Raw genomic sequence first — 15,537 nt, forward strand, 5'->3', positions numbered from 1 at the left:
ATCTTCTACCAGGTTGCACTATAGCCAGATGCTGCTTCCAGACTGCTTCTCGACTCCTTCTAGACTGCCTCTAGACTCTGTAGCCTGTGGCTACATAGCAGGCCCTGGCCTAAATAGGACAGAAATAAGCCCGGCTCTTTGTGCTCTATAAAGCAGCAGCCTGCCGGAACCCTCGCTGGCTTATGCCAGCAAAGATTCCGACAGGCTGCTACCTTAATATTCCTGGATGCGGCATCCTTCTCCCCGTAGTATGACAGCGTGCTAGACAGGTTGCTAGTTCCGGCTCAGCACTTTCTGAGCGTAGCCGCTCTGGGCCAGGAAGGCGGTGGCATCTTTCAGGTTGAGCATATCGGCTATGGCCTGCTTTTTATCGGCAGCTTGCTGGTAGTAGGCCTCGCAGATCTTGTAGCCGATGTAGTACCCCAGGTCGCAGGGCCGCTCGGCGGTTTCCTCCTGGGAGTTGGCAATCCAATGGTCCCAGTCCTTGCCGTTCATTTCCTTCTCAAACTCCGTCCAGAGCTGCTTCTCGTGGGCGTCGCCGTAGGCAAACAGACGGCCATTGGCGCCTTTCGTGTCGCTTACCAGCCCGGCCAGAAAATCAGCCATGCCTTCGTTGATGGCCCCGTGCAGCAGCGTGCCGTTGGCACCCAGCTGGATGTTGTGAATCATTTCGTGGACTACCACAATAGGTAGCTCTTCAATGGGCGCCAAGCGGTTGCGCTGCACCATGTTCAGCTCATTGGTATGCACGCCCGGCCCACCAGCGGCCTGGTCGGTACCCAGCAGCAGGCCTGAGGGGCTTACCGTACCGCCAGAGTGGTAGCCGCCAATCAGGAAGTACACGTCGGAAAACGTAGCGGCCGGGTACAGCTCCTTCAGCCGCTGAAAATAGCCCAGTACCCGGGGCTTAAGGCCCTCCAGTGCCAGCGTAGTGGGCCGGATGGAGGCGTAGAACTGGGGCTTGCGCCGGATGCCCTGCACAAAGCGCGGCACGGTGTAAATGCGGGAGCTGTAATAGTCCTGCAACCCCACCGAGGCCTTATCGAAGTAGTATTTCTGATAAATCCGGGCGGCGTGGGCCGTATCGCGCTGGGCGCGGTCGTAGGCCTGCCAGAAGTGGTCGATGTCGGAGGAAACCAGCTTCACATCCTCGGGCCGGCTGATGATGCGGCGGTTGGCGGCGGTGCGGCGGATGAGCTTTTCCCAGTCGGGCCGCGTGCGCAGCAAGGCCAGGTCGGTGTCGTTGCGCAGGTTGTTGGCGTCGTCGAAGCCGGCTTTGATGGACTGGTTCAGATACTGGTAGGCTTTGGCCGCGTTGCCCTGCAGGCCGTAGCAGCAGGCTTCGTTGTAGAGGGCTGAGGCCCGCTGGCGGCGCGTGGCGGCTTTCTGGCGGGTGGCCAGGTCGTAGGTAGCGGCGCTGGCGGGGTACTGCTTGTCGCGGTACTGCTTCTGGGCCACCTCCAGCAGCGAATCGATGGACAACGGGCGCTGAGCCAGGGCGCGGGAAGAAATAAGGCAGGCAGCGGTAGCCAGGGCGAAGAGAACAGGTTTCATAGAAGAGCGGAACGGTGAAAGCGCGAAGAATGCCCTAAAGTACTGGCGCCGGTTGAGGCATTGCAATAAGCTTCACCCGTTTATGTGAGGCTTGCGCCATGGGGCCGGGCTGCGGCGGGCGGTTTTCCCGTATGATGTGGGGTTTTCTCCGGCCGGGGTTGTCATCGGCCTTCCTTCGCCTGTTATCTTTCGGCCTCATTTCCGGTTTCAGCCGCTTTCCCTATGCAGCTTCAGTTTACCTTACCTTTTCGCACCGAATGGGGCCAGCGCTTCGCGGTGTGCGGCAACCTGCCCGAGCTGGGCAACTGGCAGACCGACCAAGCCCTGCCGCTACAATACCAGCCCGACACCGGCCTCTGGGCCCGCGAAATAACCGTGCCCGACGGCGAGCTGACGGTGGAATACAAGTACCTGCTGCTGGATGAGCGCGACGGCGGCACGCACTGGGAGTGGGGCCCCAACCGCCAGGAGCACGTAGCCGAAAGTCAGTTTGCCCGCGTGGTGCTGGAAGACTACTGGCGCGCCCCGGCCCAGCCCGAAAACGAGCTGTTCACGGCCGCCTTCACCCGCGCCCTCATGCGCCGCCCTGGTACGGACACTGCCCCGCGCCCTACCGCCCGCCTGGCCGACTCCGTAGTGCGCTTTCAGCTACCGGCGCCCCGCGTGGATACCAACCACCAGCTCTGCATCCTGGGCTCCGATGGGGCGCTGGGCAACTGGGAAGCCCACAAAGCCGTGCTGCTCTCGGACCAGGCGTACCCTACCTGGAAAGCCGACGTGGCTCTGGAAGATGCCGGCCGCCCCGTCTACTATAAGTATGGCATCTGGGACCCGGCCGAAAAGAAAGTGGTGCAGCTGGAAAGCGGGGAAAACCGCGTCCTGAGCCCGGCTACCGAGAAGCACACCCTGCGCGTGCGCCACGACGAACATTTCCGCTACCCCACCGGGCCCTGGCGCGGGGCGGGCGTGGCGTTGCCGGTCTTTGCCCTGCGTACCCAGGCCGGTCTGGGGGTGGGCGAGTTCACCGATATTCAGTTGCTGGTGGACTGGGCCAAGCAAACTGGCCTGAAGATGGTGCAGATCCTGCCCATCAACGACACTACCGCCACGCACGCCTGGGTCGACAGCTACCCTTACGCCGCTATATCGGTGTTTGCCCTGCACCCCATGTACTTGTCGCTGGAGGCCATTGCCCCGCTCAACAGCCCTGAACAGCAGCAGGAGCTCCACCGCCTCCGCGACGAGCTAAACCAGCGCGACTTCGTGGACTACGAGGCGGTGATGAACGCCAAGTGGCACTATGCCCGCCTGCTGTATCAACAGGAAAAAGCCGCTTTCCTGGCCGATACGGAATTCCGGGAGTTTCTGGCTGAGCAGCAAAGCTGGCTGGTGCCCTACGCCGCCTTCTCGGCCTGGCGGGACCGGTTCGGTACGGCCGACTTCGAGCAGTGGCCCGAGGAGTTTCGTACGCCGCCCGGCTACGAGCAGATCATCAACTTCGACGCCCCGGACTTCGACGAGTACGGCCTGCACCTGTTCACGCAGTTTCACCTCGACAAGCAGCTGCGCACGGCCGTGGAGTATGCCCGCTACCACGGCGTGGTGCTCAAGGGCGACTTGCCCATTGGCATCTACCGCCATTCTGTGGATGCCTGGACCCAGCCTGAGCTCTACCACATGGACCGCCAGGCCGGCGCTCCACCAGACGATTTTTCAGTTACGGGCCAGAACTGGCGCTTCCCAACCTACAACTGGCAGCGCATGGCCGAGGACGGATACGCTTGGTGGCGCCAACGCCTCACTCATCTTTCCCGCTACTTCGACGCCCTACGCATCGACCACATTCTGGGCTTTTTCCGCATCTGGGAAATCCAAGGCGATTCAGTAGAAGGCTTGCTCGGCCGCTTTGCCCCTGCCCTGCCCCTGCACCGCGACGAGGTAGCTACCCGTCTGGGCTGGTTCGATTACCAGCGCCTGTGTGAGCCATACATCCGCTGGCACATGCTGCGCGACATCTTCGGCGACGATGCCGACGCCGTGCGCCAGGAGTTTCTGGAGGAGTCGGGCTATGAGTCGTTCCGGTTCCAGGACCACGTGCGCACCCAGCGCCAGATCGAAGCCGTGTTCGGGCAAAAGCTCCAGGCTCAGCCCGGCAACGCCGACCATCTGCGCCGTGTGCGCGACGGGCTCTACCGCCTCGTAAATGAAGTGCTGTTCCTGGAAGAGCACGGCACCTACGGTCAGTACCTGCACCCGCGCATCACGCTGCAGCACACCTACTCCTTCCGGGAGCTCGACGACGAAACGCGCGCGCGCCTCTGGGACCTGTACCTTGATTTCTTCTACCGCCGCCACGAGGAGTTCTGGCGCCGCCAGGGTCTGGTGAAGCTGCCGGCTGTGCGCTACGCCACCGATATGCTGATCTGTGGCGAAGACCTAGGTATGGTACCGGAGTCGGTGCCGGGGGTGATGAAGGCGCTGGGCATCTTGGGCCTAAACATCCAGCGCATGCCCGCTGACCCCAAAACCGAGTTCGGCCACCCCGGTGCCGCCCCGTACCTGTCGGTGGTGAGCCCCGGCTCCCATGATATGAGCACGGTGCGTGGCTGGTGGGAGGAAGACCGAACCAAAACCCAGCGCTTCTTCGAGCAGACGCTGGGCCACTGGGGTGAGCAGGCGCCGCTGTTCTGCGAGCCGTGGGTGGCCCGCGAAATTCTGGTACAGCATCTCTACTCCCCGGCCATGTGGGCCATCTTCCCTATCCAGGACCTCTTGGCCATTGATGGCAGCCTGCGCCGCCAGAACCCGCAGGAAGAGCAGATCAACGTACCGGCCAACCCGCAGCACTTCTGGAAATACCGCCTGCACCTGCCCCTGGAGGAGCTGGTAGCTGCCGCTGGCTTCAACACGCAGCTGGAGCAACTGGTGAGTCAGAGCGGCCGGACGCAGGGATAAGAGCCGCAGGAAGCGTAGTTAGCGGAGGAAGTGTGAGCTGCAAATGGTGGCTTACACTTCCTCCTGTTCGTTGGGACAGAACCAGGTTGACACTGGCTGGAAGCAGAAATCTATACACTACCAGCCAAAGCCTGTACCGTCTGAGTGTAACGCTACAGCTACTTTTGCGGCTGTTACATTGTTGAAACAGCTCACCCTCATTCGCCGTTGGCAGTAACTTTAAATTACTGCCGCAGCCTAAAAGCCTCGTTTTATATGCCTACTCTTCAATTCAAAACCAGCATCAACTGCGCCAACTGCCTGCGGGCCGTTACTCCGTTTCTCGACGCCGAGCCCACGGTGAAAAAGTGGAGCGTGGATACCAGCAACCCCGCCAAAGTTCTGACGGTGGAAGGTGAGAATGTTATTCCCGAACAGGTAATGAAAGCCGTAGCCCAGGCCGGGTTCGATATCGAGCCGTTGGCCGCCTAGAGGCTCCGGTCCCAACGCAACAAGCCCCGGCCTGCAAAGGTCCGGGGCTTGTTGTAAGCAGGAAATAAATGGGAGTGAGTGGTGTCCGTCTGGCTCGCAGGGGCTGATGTGGGGCCACGCACAGATAGGTGCCTGCTTCTCTGTAGGGCAGCTGGTAACAATTGCTGCACGAAAACGGGTGCGGGCATTACCTAACGGATGTTTGGCGCGTATACCTTTTCTTTGGTTCTCGTACCGATCATCTGCTTACTACCCACCCATGAAATACCTTGTTCTGGTGTTTGGCCTGCTGGCCAGCAGCTGGGCAGTGGCCCAGGAAACACCTTTCCAGTTTTCGCCGCTCCCGCTGGATGCGCGCACCCATCAGGTACTGTACACGGGCACCGTGCCGAAAGCGGCTACGGCCGCCCAGCTGCTGGAGCGGGCCCAGAGTTGGCCCGGCTCCGCGCCGTATCAGGCCACGCTTCGGCGCTGCAACCCCGAAACCGGCACTATGAAAATGCGCGTAGACAGCCGCCATGGACTGGAAAACTACACCGGGCAGTTGACGATACGCGTAGAAGATGGAGCCTATACATATCACCTCACCGACCTTACGTACACCCAACCCGGTTTTGCCCGGGCCGGCAAGCACAGCCCCGGCACCATTACGCAGCGCCTGGAAAGCCTTGTGTACACGCGGCCCAGCAAGTACCGCACCCGTAAGCTAACCGAAATCCACGCCCGCCTCCAGCAGCTGCTCGAAAGCCTGCATCAGGCGATGCACGCCGAGGGCCCGGACCTGGTAACCCGCTAGCGGCGCGGCCAACAAACAGCCGACCGCGCCACTGCAGGCCTACGATACCAGTTCCTTGCGGTAGGTTTTCTCGAACTCCTCGTCGACGTGGTAGATGGACTCCTCGTGCTGGCTCAGGTCGAGGCCCAGTTCTTCGTCGGCCACTTTCACGCGCAGGCCGAACAGCTTGTCGGTAAGCTTCAGCAACGCCCATGATACGGCGAAGGTGTAGGCAATAACGATGGCCAGTCCCAGCATGTGGTAGCCGAACACGGTAGCCGTACCATTCACCAAACCTACTTTAGCGGCGAAAACGCCCGTCAGAATCATCCCTACGATGCCGCCCAGCCCGTGGCAGGGAAATACATCGAGCGTGTCGTCGAGGGTTGTGCGGTTTTTCCAGTTCACGCCCATAAAGCTCACGGCCGAGCCCACCACACCAATCAGGATGCTTTGCCCGTAGTCGACGTAGCCGGCGGCCGGCGTAATAGCCACCAAGCCCACTACCGCACCGATACAGGCGCCCATAGCCGTGGGCTTGCCCCCCGGCTTACTTCCAGCAGCATCCACACCACCAGCGCGGCGGCCGAGGCCAGGTTGGTATTCACGAACGACAGCGCTGCCATTTCATTGGCGCCCAGGGCCGAGCCGGCATTAAAGCCAAACCAGCCAAACCACAGCAAGCCCGTACCCAGGAGCACAAAGGGTACATTGGGAGTAGAGAAAGCCGTTTCGCGGTGTGCCCGCCGAGGCCCCAAGACCATTGCGCCGGCCAGTGCCGCAATACCGGCTGAAATGTGTACTACCGTGCCGCCGGCGAAGTCGAGCACGCCCCATTTGCGCAGGAAGCCCTCGGGGTGCCAGGTCCAATGGGCCAGTGGGCAGTAGATGAACAAGCAGAAAAGGATGATGAACGCCAGGTAGCCTTTAAAGCGTACCCGCTCGGCGAATGAGCCGGTAATAAGCGCTGGGGTGATGATGGCAAACTTCAGCTGAAAGGCAAAGAACAGCACGAACGGAATAGCTGGCGACAAAGTAGGGTGCGGGGCCGTGCCCACGTTGCGTAGCATGGCAAATGTGAGCGGGTTACCGATCAGCCCATTCCAGGAGTCACCATACGCCAGCGAGAAGCCCACGAAGTACCATACCAGCGAAATCACGCCCAACGCCACAAAGCTCTGCAGCATGGTGGAAATCAGGTTTTTGGGCCGCACCATCCCGCCGTAGAAAAACGACAGGCCCGGCGTCATAAGCAGCACGAAAGCCGAGGCGGTGAGCATCCAGGCTATGTCGGCGGTGTTCAGCGCATCGGTCGACGCAGCGGATGGGTGCGGAAGGGGCACAAAGGCAGCCACCGCACTTAGCACGAACAGCACTATCAGCAGCAGCGTGCCGTAGTTTAACCTGGGCTTGGTAGAGAGGGTAGTTTCCATAAAGAGAAAGTTGATTGGGTTTGGAACGATGGAAAAAGCGCGACGAAGACCTGAGTTACCGGGGCAGGCGGGGCACTAAAACTTGTACACGGCTGCCAGCAACCCGCTTACCGTGGAGCGATGGAGGGTGCCGGCCTTGTTCACGAACAGGCCCTCACCCTGCTGGCTGCTGTCGATGCGCAGCTCGGGAATGATGGTGAGGTTGTCTTTGCGCAGGTTAGCAGAAAGGGTACCTTCAAAAATGTTGCTGTCGAAGCCCAGCACATTCTTGCGGTCGGAGAAATACTCGCCCCGCAGTGTAAGACCCAGCCAGGTAGCCGGATCGAAGTTGACGTAGCCCGCCGAGCCCCACCACGTGGTGCCTTTCTGCCAGCCGGTTTCCGTCCGCTCGCTCCGGTACTGCACCGTACCATTGTAGGAGAAGCTGAACTGGGGCGAAAACGCGTACGTCAGCACCAGGTCGCCCTGCTGCAGGCGCAACGAATCAAGCTGGCGGCCGCCCTGGTAGTTGAAGTAGGCTTTGATCTTGTCGTCGGCCGAGCTGGTGCCTACCTGCCCGATCAGCACTTTGGGCATGGCGCTGGCGCTTTTCAGGTCCGTAGGATTGGCTAAGCCGGCCATCAGCGTGGTTTTGGGCGTCAGCTGGTAGTCGGCCTTCACGCCCGTATGGAAAAACGGACCGTAGGAGAACATGTAGCTCATGCTGTAGTTACGGTTCAGATACGGGTCTACCGACTCGTACCCGACGTGCGTGGACCAGCTGCCGGCCGTGAGTTTGAGCTTGGCGGTGGGCGCGTACGTGACGTACAGCTGCTTGATGATAAAGCGCGTGTTGTCGTCGGCGTAGGAAAACTCTTCGGCGCGGCGCCCAAAGCCCAGATCAGCCACCAACCCTACTTTGCCAATAGTATGCTCGCCTTTCAACGAAATCATGCCCAGCTCAAAGGAGTTGTGGCTGTTGGTGAAGCTGGTGAGGTTGTTATACGGGGCCTCCTGGGGGTTCTGGAAGTTGTACCGGTAATACACATCGGCATAGCCCGAAAGCTTGTAAGGAGACGCAGCCGGCGCGGTAGAATCGGCCGGAGTACCGCCCAAGGGAGCACACATAGCCAATGCAGCAGTAAAAAGCAACATACTTTCGGAGATTAAGAGTGGGACACACGGCAGTGCAGCGCAAGCCCTAAGCGATGCTTGGGGCGGCTGAAACATTGACTCTCACCTTCCGTGGCGGCAGACGAACGAGTGCCGGCGCATCCCGGGCCCGTCCTTGCCAACGGCAAGCGTACTCTGTTCAAAAAAATGCTGACTGGTCCTGCAGTACCAGTATGGGCCAAAACAATGGGTGGCCTCTCTCCGCAAACCAAGGTGGGTGTAGCCTGGGGGAGGTAATCAGAGCGAATAGTTTCGAGAGAAGTATATATCTGGCCGGCGCCTGAATTTCTTGCCTCTCATATTATAGGCACAATATAGATAAACAGCATATTAAAAAGCAAACACCCCTTCAAATTTTATATCAATTCTATCAAATAAACATCATATGCCAGAATACCCCCTTTCAAAACAGGGCCATTTTCTTAAACTTCTAATTTCCGATTTTCTCCTGAGCCTAATAGGCATGAACATGAAAAAGCCCACCTCTTCTCTCTGCTTCAGCAGAAAATTGAGGCGGGCTCAGGTTGTTCAGTTGGTATCAGCGGTACCAAGCTGCTTGGTACAGCAGCAACTCGATTGTTGATTCTTCTAGGCCTCGTAGCGCAACTCGCCGGCGCCTACCTGTAGTACCACATCCGTTTCCTGGGTGATGCGCCCGGCCACTTGCGCCTGGTAGCCGTGGCTGCGCAGAGCTCCAACCACGGCCTCGGCCTGGTCTTCGTCGGTAACGAGGAGCATTCCGTTGCCCATATTCCAATAGAGGTAGGCCTCGGTAGGTGTGATGCCGGCCAGCTCGGCCAGCTGCCGCATGGCGGGCAATGGCTCGAAAAGATTGGTCAGCTCAGCTCCTACCCCGTTTTTAAGGACGCGCTTGAAGTTATCGGCAATACCGCCGCCGGTGATGTGCGCGGCCGCGTGCAGGGACAGGCCAGCATCCAGCACCGCTGCCACGCCGGGTGAGTAGATGAGCGAAGGTGCCAGCATCACCTCTCCCCAGGTTTTCGCGCTGTCGGTTGTCAGTTGCTGGTTGTTAGCCCCACCTTCGTTGGTTCTTAGTTCTGCATTCTTGATTCCACCATAAGGTGCTTCGTGCCACTTCTCGCCAAAAGCTTTGGTGAGGGCGCGGCGGGCCAAAGAATAGCCATTGGAGCGGAAAGAGGGTGAGCGAAGTGCCACCACAGCTTGCCCGGCGCGTACGTTGGCTCCGCTCAAAGGGCGCTCCAGGCTGGGGTGCAGCACACCCACGGCCGTGGAGCACCAGTTGAAGTTCATTCGGGCGCCGGGGTAGCCGCCGATACGGTTGCCCAGCTCGGCAATTTCGCCGCCTGTTACGGCTATCTGACTGAACTGGGCCGCGTCGTGCAGGCCACGCATGAGCTCATCCACCACCTCGTAGTTGAGCGTGTTCACGTCGATGATGTTCGACAAGTTGGTGGGGATGAAGCCGGCCACCACCAGGTCGTCGGCTACCATGGCAATCAGGTCGTAGCCCAGGGTATCGTAGCGGTCCAGGCGCTCAGCCACCTCAATCTTGGTCCCGATACCGTCGGAACCGATGCCCAGCCGTTCCGCCCCAAACCGTATTTCGTTGGAGAAGCCGCCCGCTAGGTCCTGAGCTGGCTCGCCAGGTTTGCCGGCGCGGGTCGAGAAGGTTTTCTGGGCCCAGTGGTAGGCGTTCTTGGAGGCTGCGTTGCCTTCTTCGATGGAGTAGCCGGCGGTGGCTTTGAGGTCGTTCATGTAAAGAACTTAGAGGTTAGAGGTTAGAAGTTAGAATGGCTGAAAGTCAGATACTGTTGGCTTAAGTCCTACGGCCTGCAACGTGGCCCAAACGACTCTTGCTTCTATGCTCTGACTTCTAACTTCTCCCTTAATGCTCGGTAGGCGCAGGGGCCTTGGCACTGACGGAAGGCACCACAGTAGAGTCGCCTTTCTTGTCGCCGCGGTGGCTCTGGCGCTCTTCCTGGATGTGACGCAGGTACTTGGTTACGTCGCCGGTGGGGTAGTTGCCGGTGAAGCACGCGAAACAGCTGCCGCCGTGGCCCTTGTCTTCCGAAAACAGCTCCTGCAGGTCCTCAATCGACTGGTAAATCACTTTGTCGGCCTCGATGTAGCGGCAGATTTCCTCCTCGGTGTAGTTGGCCGCAATCAGCTCGGTGCTCATGGCCATATCAATGCCGTAGATGCAGGGCGCAATGATGGGCGGGGCACTGGAAATAAAGTACACCTCCTCGGCTCCGGCCTCGCGCAGAATCCGCACAATGCGCCGGGAGGTAGTACCGCGCACGATGCTGTCGTCGACCACGGCAATCTTCTTGCCCTCCACAAACTCCCGGATGGGGTTCAGCTTTTTCTTGACGATGTCCTCGCGGCCAGCCTGACTGCTCACGATAAAGGAGCGGCCCATGTGGTTGTTCTTCACCATGGCCCGGCGGTAGGGCACCCCAATGGCTTCGGCTAGGCCAGAAGCCGAAAAGTACCCCGATGAGGGCACGTCAATCACCATATCCGGCTGAATGCCCGACTCAATGACCTTGCGGGCCAGCATCTTGCCCAGCCGCACCCGCTCCCGGGCCACCAGGCGCCCGTGGATAGTGGAATCTTCGCGGGCGAAGTAGATGTGCTCGAACACGCAGAAGTTCTTTGGCAGGCTGTACGGGTTTTTGTAGTGAACCTGGAAGTCCTTGTCGATAAACACCGCCTGACCGGGACCTACGTTCTTGATAAACTCGAAGCCCAGGTAATCAAAGCAGGTGCTTTCCGAAGCAAAAGCGTAGATGGGCCCGGCTTCCGTGTCGCGGCGGCCGAGCACCAGAGGGCGGATGCCCAGCGGATCGTTGAAGGCCAGCAAACCGTGCCCGGCAATGACGGTGATGGTGGCATAAGCGCCCTTCACCAGCTCCTGCGTCGTCTCCACCGCGTCGAAAATATCGACTACGGAAAGGTTATCGAGGTTTTTCAGGCGCAGCTCCGAGGCGAAGGTGTACATGATCAGCTCTAGGTCGTTGCTGGTCTTGGGCAGCACGTGGTACTTCTCGTGCAGGCGCTTGGCAGCTTGGCGAAAGTTGATGACGTTGCCGTTGTGCACCATAGACAGCCCAAAGGGGTAGCTGGTGGTAAACGGCTGCGCCAGCTCAGCATCGTTGGAGCCCTGGGTGGTGTAGCGGGCGTGGCCAATGCCGATGTTGCCCTTCAGCTTCCGGAGCTGCTTGGGCTTAAACACATCCGAAATCAGCCCGTTGCCTTTGCAGAGGTGAAAGTTGTCGTCGAAGGTGGCAATGCCGGCTGCGTCCTGGCCGCGGTGCTGGAGCGCCGTCAAGCCAAATACGATGTCGTGGGCGACGTCATCGGGGCCGTAAAAACCTACTATTCCGCACATGGTGAGTTGTCAGTTGCCAGTTGCCCGTTGCCAGGCCGCTGCGGTTGGGTGGTGGGTGGGCTAATGGGTTTTCTTGCGGTCCTTCGTGACCAGTGCCACTAGGGTATCGGCGTACAGCATATGCTCCACGGCCAGGCCGCGGCGCTCTACCTCCGCCAGGGTATCGGCCCCGCGCAAATCCACGGGGTGCTGGGCTAGGATAGGGCCGGTATCCAGGCCTTCATCAACCAGATGCACCGTGATTTTGGTTTCCGGCAGTCGATTTTCAAAAGCCCACTCGTAGGCATGCAGCCCTTGGTGCTGGTGGGTATCGGCGGGATGAATGTTGAGGATACGCCCCGCAAACGCCCGAATAAAGGTTGGCGACAAAATGCGCATGTAGCCGGCTAGTATCACGTAGTCGGGCTGATACTGTTGCAACACCTCTACTACTTCGGCATCAAACTCCGCCCGCTTGCGGCCCTGGCTGCTGAGGCTGGCCGTCGGACACCCCAGGGCAGCCGCCGTTTCCAAACCGGGCGCGTCGGGCTTGTTGCTGAACACCACGGCTACCTCAGCCAGATTCTGCAGCACGCCGTGTTGCACGGCCTGCACCAGGGCCACCATGTTGGAGCCCCGGCCCGACAGCAGAATGGCCAGGCGCTGCTTGCGGTTGCTATGGTTACCAGTTGCCGACAAGGACGGGTTCCGGCCGTTGGCCGATATCAGTGCGGATGTATACATCCTTGAATTTAACTTTTTCTGCTTCCCGATACACGTGAGCTACAGCGTCTTCCAGCTCTTCCCCGTGCCCGACAAGTACCAGCACCCGGCCACCGCTGGTCAGCAGCTCCCCATCCTGGCGGCGGGTAGCGCCGTGGAAAGCCAGAATGCTGGGATGCAGCTGATTGAGGCCCGTAATAGGGAAACCGGTAGGGAATTCGGCGGCCGGGTAGCCGCCCGAGGCCAGCACCACGCCCACGTAGCAGCCGCGGCGCTGGCGGACTGTGGTTTGCTGCAGCTTGCCGTCGAGGGTAGCTTCGATGAGTTCGAGCAGGCTGCTTTCCATGGCCGGCAGCAATACTTCGGCTTCCGGGTCGCCGAGGCGGACGTTGTATTCCAGCAGCTTCGGGCCCTGCGGGGTGAGCATGATGCCGAAGTACAGGAAGCCCTTGAAGTTGAACTGCTCGTTTTGCAAGCCGCGCAAGGTGGGGTCCACGATGCTGGTGCGGATGGCGGCCAGCACGTTGTCGTCGCAGAAAGGTACGGGGCAATAGGCACCCATACCGCCGGTGTTCGGGCCCTGGTCGCCGGCCAGCAGCTGCTTGTGGTCTTGCGACGGGGCCAGCAGCCGCACCCGGTTGCCATCCGTCACGCCGATGATGCTGATTTCGGGACCGGTAAGTTTTTCTTCGAGCAGAAACGAAAACCAGCCGGTGTGCTGCTGCTGCAGATCATCCAGCGCAGCCTGGGCTTCTTCGATGGAGGAGCACACGTACACTCCTTTGCCAGCGGCCAGGCCATCAAACTTCACTACCACCTGCCCATCCAGCTCAGTAGCTTTGGCGCGGGCCTCGGTCAACTTGTCGCTCCGGTACTGCCACGACATAGCCGTAGCCACGCCATGCCGCCGCATAAAGTCCTTTGACCACACTTTGGAGCTTTCCAGCACAGCGCCGGCCCGCGAGGGGCCAAACACGCGGATATCAGAGCCTGCAAAGTAGTCCGTCACGCCCGCCGCCAGGGGTGCTTCGGGTCCTACTACAATCAGCCTCACGCCATTGGCTTCGCAAAAGCGCTGAATGACGGGGAAGTCGGTGGCACTGATTTCGGGGTGGCTGTTCGGGATGCCGGCGTTGCCGGGCAGCACGTGCACGGTGGCGCCGTCGCGGGTCAGCTTCCACGCCATGGCATGTTCGCGGGCCCCGCCACCGAGGAGTACGATAGGTTTATTGGGAGAACTAGTCATGAGAAAGTAACTCGGCTGCGTCAGTAGGTGTCAGAAATTTGCCGAAGCAAGCAGAATGGTCGCGGCCAATATAATGCCCGTAGTTGGGGCGGCGCTGGTAGCCATTCTTAAGGTAAAATCGGCAGGCTTCGGTGTTGGCTACCCGCGTTTCGAGCCACAGCTCGGTGTAGCCAGCCTGTTGGGCTTCGGCTTCCAACTGCTGCAACACCGCTTCTCCTATTCCCCGCCGGGGATACTTGGCAAACATGCGCTTCACCTCGCCAATGCCATCCACTATAGGCCGCACCGCGCCGCACCCTACGGCTTCACCATCCTGCTGGGCTAGCAGAAAGATGTAACGAGGGTCATCCTGCCGCCACTCCGTAAACGAAGCCCGCCCGTCGCTGCCAAAGCGCGCGCCCAGCTGCTCCGACAAGGCGTCGAGCAAGGGCTGCGCTTCCATCGCTTGGGGCGAGGAAACTTCAAGCACAATGGCAGTAGCGGTGGTCATCGGGAGTTGTCGTAGGCTTAGCTGATGTCGTCAATGGAAGATATCAGCCCGTCGGCAAACTGAAAAACGGTTTTGCCCTGCAACTGCAATGTGTCGCCAGGTTTGAGGCCGTTGGGAAACTCGATGGCCGCCACGCCGGTGTAGTCAATCAGCACTTCCATGCGGTGGTCGGCTACTTGCCAATTGGTAACGCGCTGCTCCCGTTGGGAGAAGTACTGCCTGGCTTGCTCGGCCTGGTGACGGAAGCTTTCTTTGCCAGTAGTCGTCAGGTTAACTTCGCCGCCGGAAATATTGCGGAACACCACGTTCTCGTGCAGATGGCGCAGCATGCCATCCACATCGAAGCGGTTGTACGCTTCGATGTAATCTTGCACTAGTTGTTTCTGTTGAGCAGCGTCCATTGGTTTTGTTCTTACAGCACCCGCAGTTCAGGCTTCTTTCATAATGCCAGCGCGCACAAGGTTGCCCACGAGGCGGGCTTGCACGTCGCCCCCGGTAGTGGTTTCGTCGCCGGTGGGTAGCGGGGCGCCCGTGATACGCTCGTAGATATCGAGGTAGCGGCGGGTAGCTTCAGCAGATACTTCGGGGGTGAGGGCGCGGGGATATTGGCCGTCCTGCTTGTTGGCAATCAGCCACTGACGCACGTACTCCTTGTCCATCTGCTCGGCCGTCTCGGGGTTCCTGGCGTAGTCCTCGGCGCTCCAGAACCGCGACGAATCGGGCGTGTGGATTTCGTCAATCAGAATCAGTTCCCCATCCAGCAAACCAAACTCGTACTTGGTATCCACGAGGATAATGCCGCGCTCCGCCATCCACTGCGAAGCGAAGTTGAACAGCTCCAGCGACTTCACCCGCATCTTCTCGTACAGGTCCGCCGACACCCAGCCTTCCGCCACCAGGTTCTCCGGCGTAATCTCGCGGTCCGACTCCTCTTTGGTAGTCGGCGTCACGATGGGCTCGGGGAATTGCTGGTGCTTGGTCAGGCCGTCCGGAACGGTTACGCCCGAGAAGGTACGCTGGCCCTGCTGGTAGCCGCGTAGCATCGAGCCCGTGAGGTAGTTCCGCACTACCATCTCCACCCGAATCGGCTCGGCTTCCTTAGCCAGCGTCACGTTCGGGTCGAGCAGCGAAATCACGTGGTTCGGGATGATGTGCTGAGTTTTGTCGAACCAGAAAGCGGCCAGCCCGTTCAGCACCGCGCCTTTGTGGGCCACGGGCGTTTCCAGCACCGAGTCAAACGCCGAGAGGCGGTCAGTTACCACGATGAGACGCTCGCCCGAAGGAGCGCGGTACGAGTCACGAACTTTGCCGCGGTGCAGAAGTTGGAGCTGGGGGGTATCGAAGTGGTTGAGGGTGTTCATACAACAGGTTAGCAGCAGGCGC

At 59.9% G+C, this 15,537-nt stretch carries 14 protein-coding genes; 3 read left to right on the top strand and 11 right to left on the bottom strand.

The features are described 5' to 3' along the window. Positions 1-273 precede the first annotated feature (273 nt). Positions 274-1,554, bottom strand: coding sequence for a DUF2268 domain-containing putative Zn-dependent protease (locus tag LRS06_RS06605; protein WP_257870761.1), 1,281 nt, complete (start codon positions 1,552-1,554; stop codon positions 274-276). Between the two features lie 222 nt (positions 1,555-1,776). Between LRS06_RS06605 and LRS06_RS06610 the strand changes: the two genes are divergently transcribed. The 3 genes from LRS06_RS06610 (at position 1,777) to LRS06_RS06620 (ending at position 5,776) form a co-directional block, all read left to right on the top strand. After that, on the top strand, positions 1,777-4,509 hold the full coding sequence (locus LRS06_RS06610; RefSeq protein WP_257870762.1) for a 4-alpha-glucanotransferase: 2,733 nt from the start codon (positions 1,777-1,779) through the stop codon (positions 4,507-4,509). A 255-nt stretch (positions 4,510-4,764) separates the two neighbouring features. Beyond that, complete coding sequence (locus tag LRS06_RS06615) at positions 4,765-4,980, top strand: heavy-metal-associated domain-containing protein (RefSeq protein WP_196955325.1); 216 nt, start codon at positions 4,765-4,767, stop codon at positions 4,978-4,980. 259 nt (positions 4,981-5,239) lie between these two features. Next, positions 5,240-5,776: a hypothetical protein gene (locus LRS06_RS06620; protein ID WP_257870763.1), complete on the top strand. Its 537-nt coding sequence runs from the start codon at positions 5,240-5,242 to the stop codon at positions 5,774-5,776. Positions 5,777-5,815: 39 nt separating this feature from the next. On the opposite strand, the gene LRS06_RS25340 is transcribed toward LRS06_RS06620, so the two are convergent. The 10 genes from LRS06_RS25340 to LRS06_RS06665 form a co-directional block, all read right to left on the bottom strand. Beyond that, positions 5,816-6,283, bottom strand: a complete 468-nt coding sequence (locus LRS06_RS25340; RefSeq protein ID WP_308239875.1) for a hypothetical protein — start codon at positions 6,281-6,283, stop codon at positions 5,816-5,818. After that, positions 6,259-7,188 carry an ammonium transporter gene (locus tag LRS06_RS06625; RefSeq protein WP_308239876.1) on the bottom strand — a complete coding sequence of 310 codons (930 nt, stop codon included), beginning with the start codon at positions 7,186-7,188 and terminating at the stop codon, positions 6,259-6,261. The genes LRS06_RS25340 and LRS06_RS06625 overlap by 25 nt, the downstream gene beginning before the upstream one ends. Positions 7,189-7,263: 75 nt before the next feature. Continuing rightward, positions 7,264-8,295: a porin gene (locus tag LRS06_RS06630; protein WP_257870764.1), complete on the bottom strand. Its 1,032-nt coding sequence runs from the start codon at positions 8,293-8,295 to the stop codon at positions 7,264-7,266. Between the two features lie 633 nt (positions 8,296-8,928). Then, positions 8,929-10,077, bottom strand: coding sequence for an AIR synthase-related protein (locus LRS06_RS06635; protein WP_257870765.1), 1,149 nt, complete (start codon positions 10,075-10,077; stop codon positions 8,929-8,931). A 130-nt stretch (positions 10,078-10,207) separates the two neighbouring features. Then, positions 10,208-11,716, bottom strand: coding sequence for an amidophosphoribosyltransferase (gene purF, locus LRS06_RS06640; RefSeq protein ID WP_257870766.1), 1,509 nt, complete (start codon positions 11,714-11,716; stop codon positions 10,208-10,210). Positions 11,717-11,776: 60 nt separating this feature from the next. Then, entirely contained in the window at positions 11,777-12,394 is a 618-nt protein-coding gene (gene purN, locus LRS06_RS06645; RefSeq protein WP_257870767.1) for a phosphoribosylglycinamide formyltransferase, read from the bottom strand. Continuing rightward, on the bottom strand, positions 12,378-13,664 hold the full coding sequence (gene purD, locus LRS06_RS06650) for a phosphoribosylamine--glycine ligase (RefSeq protein ID WP_257870768.1): 1,287 nt from the start codon (positions 13,662-13,664) through the stop codon (positions 12,378-12,380). The genes purN and purD overlap by 17 nt, the downstream gene beginning before the upstream one ends. Further along, positions 13,657-14,154, bottom strand: a complete 498-nt coding sequence (locus tag LRS06_RS06655) for a GNAT family N-acetyltransferase (protein WP_257870769.1) — start codon at positions 14,152-14,154, stop codon at positions 13,657-13,659. The genes purD and LRS06_RS06655 overlap by 8 nt, the downstream gene beginning before the upstream one ends. 17 nt (positions 14,155-14,171) lie before the next feature. Then, the gene (locus tag LRS06_RS06660; protein WP_257870770.1) at positions 14,172-14,528 is read right to left on the bottom strand and encodes a nuclear transport factor 2 family protein; all 357 of its coding nucleotides are present in this window, start codon (positions 14,526-14,528) and stop codon (positions 14,172-14,174) included. Positions 14,529-14,582: 54 nt separating this feature from the next. Beyond that, positions 14,583-15,515 (bottom strand): phosphoribosylaminoimidazolesuccinocarboxamide synthase, encoded by a 933-nt coding sequence (locus LRS06_RS06665; RefSeq protein WP_257870771.1) that lies wholly within the window; start codon positions 15,513-15,515, stop codon positions 14,583-14,585. Positions 15,516-15,537: the final 22 nt, after the last annotated feature.

This window comes from Hymenobacter sp. J193 (assembly GCF_024700075.1).
Taxonomy (GTDB): Bacteria; Bacteroidota; Bacteroidia; order Cytophagales; family Hymenobacteraceae; genus Hymenobacter.

What these genes read in the sequence shown, in the direction of transcription:
- LRS06_RS06605 (WP_257870761.1), bottom strand. Translation starts at nt 1,554, where the DNA reads ATGAAACCTGTTCTCTTCGCCCTGGCTACCGCTGCCTGCCTTATTTCT.
- LRS06_RS06610 (WP_257870762.1), top strand. Translation starts at nt 1,777, where the DNA reads ATGCAGCTTCAGTTTACCTTACCTTTTCGCACCGAATGGGGCCAGCGC.
- LRS06_RS06615 (WP_196955325.1), top strand. Translation starts at nt 4,765, where the DNA reads ATGCCTACTCTTCAATTCAAAACCAGCATCAACTGCGCCAACTGCCTG.
- LRS06_RS06620 (WP_257870763.1), top strand. Translation starts at nt 5,240, where the DNA reads ATGAAATACCTTGTTCTGGTGTTTGGCCTGCTGGCCAGCAGCTGGGCA.
- LRS06_RS25340 (WP_308239875.1), bottom strand. Translation starts at nt 6,283, where the DNA reads ATGGGCGCCTGTATCGGTGCGGTAGTGGGCTTGGTGGCTATTACGCCG.
- LRS06_RS06625 (WP_308239876.1), bottom strand. Translation starts at nt 7,188, where the DNA reads ATGGAAACTACCCTCTCTACCAAGCCCAGGTTAAACTACGGCACGCTG.
- LRS06_RS06630 (WP_257870764.1), bottom strand. Translation starts at nt 8,295, where the DNA reads ATGTGTGCTCCCTTGGGCGGTACTCCGGCCGATTCTACCGCGCCGGCT.
- LRS06_RS06635 (WP_257870765.1), bottom strand. Translation starts at nt 10,077, where the DNA reads ATGAACGACCTCAAAGCCACCGCCGGCTACTCCATCGAAGAAGGCAAC.
- purF (WP_257870766.1), bottom strand. Translation starts at nt 11,716, where the DNA reads ATGTGCGGAATAGTAGGTTTTTACGGCCCCGATGACGTCGCCCACGAC.
- purD (WP_257870768.1), bottom strand. Translation starts at nt 13,664, where the DNA reads ATGACTAGTTCTCCCAATAAACCTATCGTACTCCTCGGTGGCGGGGCC.
- LRS06_RS06655 (WP_257870769.1), bottom strand. Translation starts at nt 14,154, where the DNA reads ATGACCACCGCTACTGCCATTGTGCTTGAAGTTTCCTCGCCCCAAGCG.
- LRS06_RS06665 (WP_257870771.1), bottom strand. Translation starts at nt 15,515, where the DNA reads ATGAACACCCTCAACCACTTCGATACCCCCCAGCTCCAACTTCTGCAC.